The 11,174-nt window shown below is 29.1% G+C and carries 7 protein-coding genes and 1 rRNA gene; all 8 read right to left on the bottom strand.

Features of this window, described 5'->3' with window-relative positions:
- A 16S ribosomal RNA gene (locus RDJ14_RS04540) occupies nucleotides 1-131 on the bottom strand; the annotation flags it as partial.
- A gap of 466 nt (nucleotides 132-597) precedes the next feature.
- Nucleotides 598-2,532 carry a threonine--tRNA ligase gene (gene thrS / locus RDJ14_RS04535; RefSeq protein ID WP_308150176.1) on the bottom strand — a complete coding sequence of 645 codons (1,935 nt, stop codon included), beginning with the start codon at nucleotides 2,530-2,532 and terminating at the stop codon, nucleotides 598-600.
- A 42-nt stretch (nucleotides 2,533-2,574) separates the two neighbouring features.
- On the bottom strand, nucleotides 2,575-3,981 hold the full coding sequence (pyk, locus tag RDJ14_RS04530; RefSeq protein WP_308150175.1) for a pyruvate kinase: 1,407 nt from the start codon (nucleotides 3,979-3,981) through the stop codon (nucleotides 2,575-2,577).
- Between the two features lie 16 nt (nucleotides 3,982-3,997).
- Nucleotides 3,998-5,056, bottom strand: a complete 1,059-nt coding sequence (locus tag RDJ14_RS04525) for an ATP-dependent 6-phosphofructokinase (RefSeq protein WP_308150174.1) — start codon at nucleotides 5,054-5,056, stop codon at nucleotides 3,998-4,000.
- A 139-nt stretch (nucleotides 5,057-5,195) separates the two neighbouring features.
- A complete protein-coding gene (gene eno, locus RDJ14_RS04520; protein WP_308150173.1) occupies nucleotides 5,196-6,506 on the bottom strand; it encodes a phosphopyruvate hydratase in 1,311 nt (436 codons plus the stop codon).
- Nucleotides 6,507-6,611: 105 nt separating this feature from the next.
- The gene (locus tag RDJ14_RS04515) at nucleotides 6,612-8,915 is read right to left on the bottom strand and encodes a hypothetical protein (protein ID WP_308150172.1); all 2,304 of its coding nucleotides are present in this window, start codon (nucleotides 8,913-8,915) and stop codon (nucleotides 6,612-6,614) included.
- 27 nt (nucleotides 8,916-8,942) lie between these two features.
- Nucleotides 8,943-9,479 (bottom strand): hypothetical protein, encoded by a 537-nt coding sequence (locus RDJ14_RS04510; protein ID WP_308150171.1) that lies wholly within the window; start codon nucleotides 9,477-9,479, stop codon nucleotides 8,943-8,945.
- 148 nt (nucleotides 9,480-9,627) lie between these two features.
- Entirely contained in the window at nucleotides 9,628-11,163 is a 1,536-nt protein-coding gene (gpmI, locus tag RDJ14_RS04505; RefSeq protein WP_308150170.1) for a 2,3-bisphosphoglycerate-independent phosphoglycerate mutase, read from the bottom strand.
- Nucleotides 11,164-11,174 lie beyond the last annotated feature (11 nt).

The raw sequence follows: 11,174 nt of genomic DNA, 5'->3' as shown, positions 1-11,174 counted from the left end.
CCCACTAAATGGTAGGTTAGATACGTGTTACTCACCCGTTCGCCACTAAAGTATTGCTACTTCCGTTCGACTTGCATGTATTAGGCATGCCGCCAGCGTTAATCCTGAGCCAGGATCAAACTCTCAATAAAATTGTTTTTTTGTTAAAAGAATGATGTCTGACTTACTTAATTTTTTAATAAAAATTGACGGATTAATTCTTGTTCTATTTAGTTTTCAAAGATCGTTTTTTCTGGTTTATGACCCCTTTGTTTTTGGTCACAATAATAATAATACAGAAAAGCAAAGGCAATGTCAATTAAAATCTAATAAAAAATAATTATATTTTTATTAGATTTTAAAAACTAATAAAAATATCAATAAATAATATTAATTTTATCAAAAATAACACTTATTTATTTTTAAAAATTATCAATTTTTATTCTAATGAATTAAAAAAACATCATTAAAATTAACGAAAGCACAAAAATTTTATTTATGATTAATGAATATTATTTTGGACGTAATAATTATCTAATTGATTACTATTTAAAAAGCATCTATATAAAATAAAAAGTATTCAAGACTATTTCTTAAATACTTTTTAGAAATTAATATTTATTTTTTATCATTAACTTGTTTTACTAATAATTTCAAGAATGATATTAAATCACTAGTGAGACTTGTTTTTTGTCCATATTGACGATAACTTATTTTATTGTCATTCAATTCTTTTTGGCCAACAATAATTTGATAAGGCACTTTTTGAGTTTGTGCTTCAGCAATTCGTTTACTAATAGTGCCACTACTAATGATTTTGGCGCGAATATTATTTTGCTTACATGTTTCATGAATCGCATTAGCATATTCTAACATCGGTTGGGTTTCATTAATTGGTAAAATAGCAATTTGGGTTGGAGATAGTCATAATGGGAATACCCCTTTTGTTTGTTCTAACAGTGTTGCAATAAAACGTTCGTAAGTACCAATTAAACCACGGTGAACAATAACTGGGTTAACTTCTTTATTATTCTGGTTAATATAAATTAAATTAAATTTTCTTGGTAATAAAAAGTCAAATTGAATTGTAGAAATCGTGATTTCATGACCTAGTGCTGTTTTAATTTGAACATCAAACTTAGGACCATAAAAGGCAGCTTCACCAATCATCGGTTTATAATCTAATTTTAATTCATCCAATACTTCACGCAATGCTGTTTCTGCTTCAACTCACATTTTATCATCATTAAAATATTTTTCTTTATCAGCAGGGTCACGTAATGATAGTGATAAGTAATCAATTTTAATATTTAAAGTTTTAAAAACTTCAGCAATTAATTGATAACAGCGTTTGAATTCTGCTTTCATTTGGTCACGACGCACAAAGATATGGGAATCAGTTAATTCCATACTACGAACACGTTCTAAACCAGTTAAAGCACCACTTGCTTCATAACGATATAGCAATGCATGCTCACTTAAACGCAGTGGTAAATCACGGTAACTACGAGGGACACTTTTATAAATCATACAATGATGAGGACAAGTCATTGGTCGCAATACTAATTGTTCACCTTCTTTTTCAGTTGGACTAAACATATTCTCGCGATAGTGGTCTCAGTGACCACTTTTTTTATAAAGTTCAACTGAACCTAAAACTGGTGTTGCTACTTCTTGATATTCTCATTTGAATTCTTGTTCACGTAAGTAATTTTGTAAAACTTTTTTAATTGTCATTCCATTAGGTAAAAAGATTGGTAAACCCTTCCCGCAATCATCGTTGAAAGTAAAAATATTTAATTCTTTTCCTAATTTACGATGATCACGATTTTTACGGTCTTCAATATCTTTAATAACTGCTGTTAATTGTTCTTTTGAGTAGTGACAAATCCCAGTAATTCTTTGCAATTGTTTGTTTTTATCATTTCCTAATCAATATGCACCAGTAATATTTAATAATTTAAAAGCTTTCATTGACTTTGTTTCATTAATGGCAACTCCAGAAGCAACTACTAAGGTTTTATTGTCTACCAAGTATGAGCACTTTAAACCATTAACATGATTTAATTTAATATATTCTAAGGCAAACGGATTTTCACTGTGACTTTTTAATGACTCAATTTGGGTTTGGCAAATGCGAGCAACAGCTAAATTATTTTTTAATAATTCATGCATTTGTTTTTCAACTTTAACTAAATCTTCGTTTGTTAAACGAGTGCTATAGTCAAAATCTAAGTAAAAACCATCATCATTAGTTTTCGCAACAGTAATTAATGCTTTGGGATACATAGTTTTAATAGCATGTGCTAAAACCATGGCGCAACCATAGTTTAAAACCGTTCAACCTAAAGTTTCATCTTTAGTAACAAATTTAACTTCAGCATCTTCTTTAATTTCTCAGTGTAAATCTTTTAATTGACCATTCAATGTAAAAGCAATGATCGAAGCTGCTTGCTTATCATCATCTTTCAATAATAATTCATAACCAGTGATCGGTTGGTCTAATTGATAAGATGTTAATTTACCATCTACTGTATTTATATTAATTTTCATAAGTTACCTAATTCCTTTTCTATTTACATGAATAGTACTAGATTATTTAGCAGTGAAAGATGAAAAAGGTTTAGTACTATTATTAATATCAATTACTAATATCTTGACTTTAGTAGGAATTGTGTACGTGCTACTAATCGCTTCTTGAATTTGTAAAGTATTATTTAAATCAATTGTAGCACCTTTTTGGTCATAATAAGCATAAATTCCAGAATTTAAAGCAAACTTATTGTAATCAATAACATTATTGCTAATAGGAATTATGTATACTGGTAAATGAGCATTAGCAATTGTTGTTAAGAATTTACTATCTTGACTGTTAGTAATTAAAAATTGTGGTTTTTCATCAATAATGGTTTTAATTGTTTTAGCAACTAACGTATCTTTTGATGTTAGTAATTCATTAGCAATTTTACTTACTGGTTGATGACTTTCAGCATCAACAATAATTTTACTCATCGTAGCAATGGCTAGTACTGGGTAATTACCATTAGCTGATTCACCTGAGAGCATTGTACATGTTGAACCTCAATCGACAGCTACTCATACATCAGTTACTTCGGCTCTTGTTGGATGAGGATTATCAACCATTGAGTCTAACATTTGTGTAGCAACAATTACTGTTTTATTAACATCTCAACATTTTTGGATTCATTGGCGTTCTAGGAATGGTACTTTTTCAAATGGAATTTCAACTCCTAAATCACCACGGGCAACCATAATAGAATCAGAAACTTCCAAGATTTCATCAAAATTATTAACTGCTAATTGTGATTCAATTTTGGCAATAATTTGAATGTGTTTACCACCATTGTCATCTAATACTTTACGAATAGCTAAAATATCTGCTTTTGAACAAACAAATGATGCTGCCACAAAATCAACTTGTTGTTGACAACCAAAAATTAAATCAGCTTTATCTTTATCAGAAATAAATGGTAATGATAATTTTACGTTAGGAATATTAATGGCACGACGGTCTTTAATCGTATGTGTGTTTAAAGCTTGACAAGTAATAACATGCCCTTTAATGGTAATAACTTTTAATGTTAATTTCCCATCATCAACTAATAAATTATCGTTAACTTTCATGTCCTTAGAAAGATTTGCGTAGTTAACAGAGAATTTTTCAGCAGTACCAATAATTTCTTCATTGTCAATAATAGTAATAACATCATTTTTTTTAATTTGGGCACTACCACCTTTGAAAGTATGAGTTCTTACTTCAGGTCCTCTTGTGTCTAACATAATAGCAATTGGAGCGTTTAGTTTTGCTGCAACTTCTCTAATTGTTGTAATACGTGCTAAATGTTCTTCATGGGTTCCATGAGAAAAGTTAATTCGAGCACAAGTCGATCCATTTTCAACTAGTTGTTGAATAACTTCTGCTGAACTTGATGCAGGTCCTAAGGTTGTTACACACTTAGTTGTTTTTATAATTGGAATCAAGTGATTCACCTCTTTCTTAAGTATTCTTTTTTGTAATAATCCCTGATAAGCGTAATACTTTAGCAGTTAGTGCTGAATTTTTTTCTGGTGTTTTTGGAGTATTAAGTGCATCTTGGATTTCAATGGCTACTAAACGGTTACCTTGTAATCCAACACAAATGCTAGATTTGTTACTATTTGCAAATCTTTCAGCAGCAAAAACTCCCATCATTGTCGCAAGATAACGGTCAAAAGCACTGGCTGTGCCACCACGTTGAATTTGTCCTAAAACTACTGATCTTGTTTCACATTTAGTTTCTGCTTCCAGAATTTTAGCCATTTTTTTAACATCATATAGGTTTTCAGTTACTACTACTACCATTGAACGACGTTGTTTTTTAAGATACATTTGTTTGATTAGTTCAATTAAAGCAGGTTCTAAAATATTTAAATCTTTGGTTGCTACTAAATCACAGTTGGCAGCAGCAGTTGCATGTAGAGCAAGGTCACCACATTCACGACCCATAGTTTCAACAATCATAATTCTACTATGTGAATCTGCAGTTTGACGAATTTTGTCAAGATTTTCAACAATAGTATTTAAAGCAGTATCAAAACCAACAGTAAATTCACTTGAATTAACATCATTGTCAATAGTTCCTGGGATTCCAACACATTGGATTCCTGATTCAACACTAATCTTTTGTAAACCAGTAGTTGTTCCATCACCACCAATTGCGATTAAACCTTTAATGTTTTCTTTACGTAAAATATCAATACATTTTTTTCTTGTGGCTTCATTTTCAAATTCTTTAAAACGAGCTGAGCCAATAATAGTTCCTCCCATTTGGGTACCTAAATCAATTAGTTGTATTCATTGGGCATTAATTGTCTGAAACTCACTTTCAAATAAACCTTTATAACCATTTTTTATTAAAACTAATTCAAATGCTCTTTTATCAGTGCTACCTGCTTTGCTGTTTTCAAAACTCATACTACGGAGAGTTTTATAAACACCATTAATTACGTTGTTCATGCCTGGGGCATCGCCACCAGAGGTTAAAATACCAATTCTTGTTTTTTTTGTATCATTCATAGTTAGTCATCCTTTTCTAATTGTGCATATAAATAATTGTTACATTTATTATTAAATCAAAAACTAAATATTAATCAAATCATAACCGTATAAAAATACAATTATGATTTGAGAGTTGATTAAAAACAATAATAATTAATTATTTTTTATTGATGTTATAGAAAGCATCATCACCTAAGAATACTGCTTGGTCACCAAGGTCTGCTTCGATTGTTAGTAAGCGGTTGTACTTAGCAACACGGTCAGTTCTTGACATTGAACCAGTTTTAATTTGTCCAGTGTTGAAGGCAACAGCTAAATCAGCAATTGTTGTATCTTCAGTTTCACCGGAACGGTGAGAAACAACAGCAGTTCAACCGGCTTTTTGACACATTTGAATAGCTTCAATGGTTTCAGTTAATGTTCCGATTTGGTTTAGTTTAATTAATACTGAGTTAGCAACATTTTTTGTAATTCCTTCTTTAATAATTTTTGGGTTAGTAACAAATAAGTCATCACCGACAACTTGGAATTTACCTTCTGATTTTTCTAATAGTAATTTAAATCCATCTCAGTCGCCTTCTGCTAAACCATCTTCAATTGAAACAATTGGATATTTTTTAGTTAAACCTATTAGGTAATCAACTAGTTGTTCTGAAGTTAATAGTTTTTCTGTAGCTTGTGATTTTCCATCTTTGTTACCAAAAACATATTTACCATTTTTGTAAATTTCTGATGAAGCACAGTCCATAGCAATTTTCATGTCTTTAGCAGGTGTATATCCAGCTTTTTTAATAGCTTCCATAATTAAGTCTAATGCTTCTTCGGTTGATTTTAAGTTAGGAGCAAATCCACCTTCATCACCAACAGCAGTAACGTAGCCTTTAGTTTTTAAAATATCTTTTAAAGCGTGGAAAGTTTCAGCAGCCATTTGCATTGCTTTTGAAAAAGTTTTAGCACCTACTGGCATAATTAAAAATTCTTGGAAGTCAATATTATTATCGGCATGAGCGCCACCATTAATTACGTTTAACATTGGTAAAGGTAGTTGGCAAGCATTTGGTCCACCTAAGTATGCATATAATGGTTGACCTAATTCATCAGCAGCAGCTTTAGCGACAGCTAATGAAACACCTAAGATAGCGTTAGCTCCTAGTTTTTCTTTATTAGCAGTGCCATCTAATTTAATCATAGTTTGGTCAATTTGTCTTTGATTAGTTACTTCTAGACCGATGATTTCATCAGCAATAAGTTCATCAATGTTTTTAATGGCTTTTAAGACACCTTTTTTTCCATAGACTTTAGGGTCTCCATCGCGTAGTTCTAGGGCTTCTCTAGTTCCTGTTGAAGCACCTGATGGGACTAAGGCGATTCCGTATCCACCGTCTTCTGTTCAACATTCTACTTGGATAGTAGGGTTTCCTCGTGAGTTAATTACTTGTAATGCTCTAATATCAATAATGCATGACATGTGTTCATTCCTTCTTTCTTTTGTATAGTTCAATATTTATTATACAGAAAAACGGTGTTTATAATTAAAAAAGCACAAATATTTTTTATTTGTGCTTTGATTTTTTTATAGTACTTGTGGATTAACAATGCTATTTTTAATATCAGAATCTAATGAATTTGAAGATTCAACTAATTCTTTGATTTTAGGACTTTGTAGTTTAAGTTTTGAGTTTTCACTTAATTCTTTTAACTTATCATTAAGTTCTTCAATATCAGTAACTGAAGTGTATCATTTTTTTTCTTTATATTTTAATTTTAATGAATCATTAAATTTTTCTATTTTTTTTACTGCTCTACCACCTGGAGAATATACATGAATATTCTTTTGAGTTAAATATTCATAATGTTTAACTATCTGCTCTGCTTTAAAATTAAATTTATGTATTGCATCTTCTATTTCTTTATCTGCTTCATTAAGATAATATGAATCACTCTTATTAAGATTTCAAATTTTTCACCCTGGGCCATTTGCCATTTTTTTAGCATATTTTAGTTTTATATTATCAATTTCCAAAGCTAATTGGTCTTTTAATGCTTCTAGTTTTTCAGTATTCCGCTTTAAAAATATATATGGGTTTATTGATTGTTTAATTTCATTATATGCACTTTTAATAGCATTTCATGGCAATAATGTTTTAAAAAATCATTTTGTTTTACTTTTAACAGTATTTCATACTCTTCACGTTAGTGACTTTTTTGTTTTAAGTTCAATAGTACCAATGTTATCTTTAAACTTATAATTACTTGTTCTAGCTTCTGATACAAATTTTATAAATAATTTTTTTCGTTCTTCGTTAAGTAATAACTGTTGAGCTATTTTATTACTATCTTTAGTGGCAAGGTCAACAGCAACTTTAGCTTTGGCAATAGCTTCGTTATAAGCAACTTTAGCAACAATATCATCATCATTATAAATTTCAATAATTTCGTTATAAGTTTTAACAACATCATCATATGCTTTAACAACATTATCATAAGTAGTAACATTAAAATCAATAGCAGCATCAACTGCTTCACTATCATTAGTTATTTTAGTTTTAATAACAGCAGCAAGATTATCAACAGCAACTTTAGAAGCATCAACATCAAACAGGTTAAGTTTTAACATTCTATTTTTTTCTTTTATACTATAATCATCACCAAAGACGTCTTTAGAAGCAGATATAATCTTGTATTCTTTTTGTAGTTTAATTTTTCTTTTATTCTCATAGTTTTTATCAGTTTCAGATTTAAATAATGTTATTGCTGATGAAATGTCTTCAATTTTTTTGTTTGCTAACAAATATTTTTCTAAATACTTAATTTTTTCCTTAATACCTTCATCACCAATAGTGCTAAAATCTTGGCTTTCTTGACTACTGTTTTTTAAATATTCTTTTTCTTTATTTTCCACACTTTGTTTATGCAATTTATTTAATTTTTGCGCATCGTTGTTAATTACTTTATTATTCCCATAATACGTTTGATATCTGATTTGAAAGTTTTCTAGATTTGCTTTTATTAATAAAAACTTTTGAAACTGTTCTTTTTGTTCTTGATCTTGAGCATTGTAACCCGTTTGTGTAATATGATAGTCTAATTCTTCTCTATTATAAATAAGATGGTGTTCTAACTCAGGAAGAAGTTTAATATATCCTGCCTCAAATTTTTTAAAAACATCACTTCTTTTGTTTTGAAAGTCTCTATCTAACTTCTCAAAATTATTTTCTTGATTGTAAACATCTTTACTTTCTTTTATTGCTTCAAATCTTTTTAAATACCATGTATTTAAATTTCACACTTCTTGTTCATAATATTTGAATGCTTGGTTGCACTTAATAACAAATTTTTCTAAATCTTCAAAATATATTTTGCTCTTACTAAACTCAAAATTAGTACTTGCTTCACGAGTTCTAAACTCATACAATTCAACTTTAGCTGATGGAGTTAGAAATTCTTTATAAAGTTCTAGTATTAAAATAGGCTCATAGTTTATTTTATCATCATTTTCTTCTATGTTTTTTTTTGCAAGGTTGAAAAAAATAAAATTTTTTTCAAACTCTTTCATAGATTTTTTATCTTTTTCTATTTGTTCTTTGACATCAACATTGCCACTTTCAACTTCATCATAGTTAATAATTTTTGTACCATTATCTTCTTGGTTTTCTGTGTATTTTTTTATATTTGTTTCAAAATCTACATCTTTTTTACTTAATTTATTTGCAATAACAATGTATTCATGTTTTATTTTTTTTAATTTTTCATTATAGGAAACTTTCTTTGAAAGTATAGTTGTTATCTTTTCCTGTAACTCACTATATAATGTTTGTATTTCAGAATTACTTTTTTCTATATATTTTCAAAAATCATTGTTTCTAATTATTGCCATTTTAATTTCTCCTTCTTTAATATTTTTTTAACTATTAGTATTTGTTGCTAATGGTTGTGATGTAGGTTGTGTTGATAATGGTTGAGAATTTGCTTGTTCTACTACTTGATTTATTGATTTAGAGTTACTAACTCTTTTTTCATCGCATTTTCGTTGTATACCATGTAAACATTTTTGTAAGTCATTTTTAGTCTCATCACTTAATTCAATGGATTTTCTTTCATTACTTGAACCTGATTGTACTTCACAACCAATAATTTGACCATTTTCATCTAAGTTAATATAAATAGTAGTTGATTGATTGGAACTTATTTTACCTTTATCTCTAATTTTTTTTATAATACTATTAAGAGAATTGAATAATTCTTGATTTGAGTTTGGATTAAGAACAATATCTATATTGCTGTTTTTTATTTTATATCCATTATTTGATATTTCAATTACATACTGAAATCCACCCTGAAGCTTTTTTTCCTTTTCATCTGAACTATTGGAATTATTGTCCTGAAGAAAAGGTAAATCTTCAAAATTAGAACCGTATAAATTATTTTTATCAAAAGCCATATTTTCTCTTCTTTTCAAAAAGTAATTTTTTAAAATTAATAATAAACCCCTCTTATTTATTTAAAAAATAAAAGGGGAAAACACTATCTTTAATTTTACATATTTATTATAATCCTTTTTAATTTTAATACAATAGATTTAAAAATCTTTATTTTTTCAATAACGACTGATTAGTCATAACTTCAGGTTTTTCTAATCCTAAAATTTCTAGTAAAGTCGGAGCAATATCAGCCAAACATCCATCTGATTTTAATTTAATCCCTGATTGACAAATAATAAAAGGTACAGGTTGTGATGTATGTTTTTTATTAATAGCACCCTGAGCATCAACCATAACTTCTGCATTGCCATGGTCAGCAGTAATCATTAAAATACCATTAACATTTTTCATAGCATTATACAATTTACCAACACATTCATCAACAACTTCAATAGCACTAATCGCAGCTTTTAAATTACCAGTATGTCCCACCATATCAGGGTTAGCAAAGTTTAAAATCATAACATCATAAATATTTTTAGCAATTTCTATTTCTAATCTGCTTGTAATTTCACGAGCACTCATTTCTGGTTTTAAATCATAAGTAGCAACTTTCGGTGAAGGGATTAAAATCCTTGTTGATAAAGGATATTCAATATCAACACCACCATCAAAGAAGTAAGTAACATGCGCATATTTTTCTGTTTCTGCGATTCGTAATTGGTGATATTGGTTTTTACTTAATCATTCTCCCAATCCATCAATCATCATTGTTGGTGGAAAAATAACTCCTTGTGCTTTCACACTATTGGCATATTCCATCATCGAAACAAAAAATGTATTTTTTAAAGGTCGAATTTTATTAGCAATATTTCAATCATATTTGGGATTAGTTAAAGCCGATGCTAATTGGATAGCACGGTCAGGACGAAAATTAGCAAAAATAATACTATCATTATTACTAATGTTACCACGAGCAAGCTCAGGATTGTAGGCTGGATTAATGAATTCATCATTTCTATCAGCAGCATATTCACTATTGATATAAGCAATCGGATCAGTAAAAATAATACCTTTATGGTTAACGATAGCATCATAGGCAATTTGAGCACGATCAAATCTTTTATCACGGTCCATAGCATAATAACGTCCAGAAATAGAAGCTAAATATCCAGTTTTTAATTCTGTCATTTTATCTAATAGTTGTTGAACATAAATTTTAGCAACATCACTTTTAGTATCACGACCATCAAGAATCGCATGAACATAAACATTTTTAAAGTTTTCTTTAGCAGCAATTTCCAATAACGCTAAAATATGATTAATGTGGGAATGAACACCACCATCACTTAATAGCCCTAAAATATGTAAATTACTATTATTCTTTTGGGCATGTTTAATAGTTTTTAAAATTGTTTCATTAGTAAAGAAAGTTTTTTCACTAATAGCCTTATTAATTAAAGTTAAAGATTGATAAACTACTCTTCCAGCACCAATTTGTAAATGACCAACTTCTGAGTTACCCATTTGCCCTTCTGGCAAACCAACAGCTAAGCCAGAAGCAGATACTTCAGTGTGAGCATAAGTTTTATTTAAATAGTCAAGATTAGGAGTTTTAGCTTGACTAATAGCATTATTAAGATTGGTTTTAGCGATTCCAAAACCATCGAAAATACATAGTAAGATTGGTTGTTTTGATTTCATAATTTCACCTC

Origin of the sequence: Spiroplasma sp. AdecLV25b (genome assembly GCF_030913225.1) — a bacterium.
Lineage (GTDB): Bacteria > Bacillota_I > Bacilli_A > Mycoplasmatales > VBWQ01 > Spiroplasma_E.
This window is presented reverse-complemented; position numbering and strand designations above follow the sequence as displayed.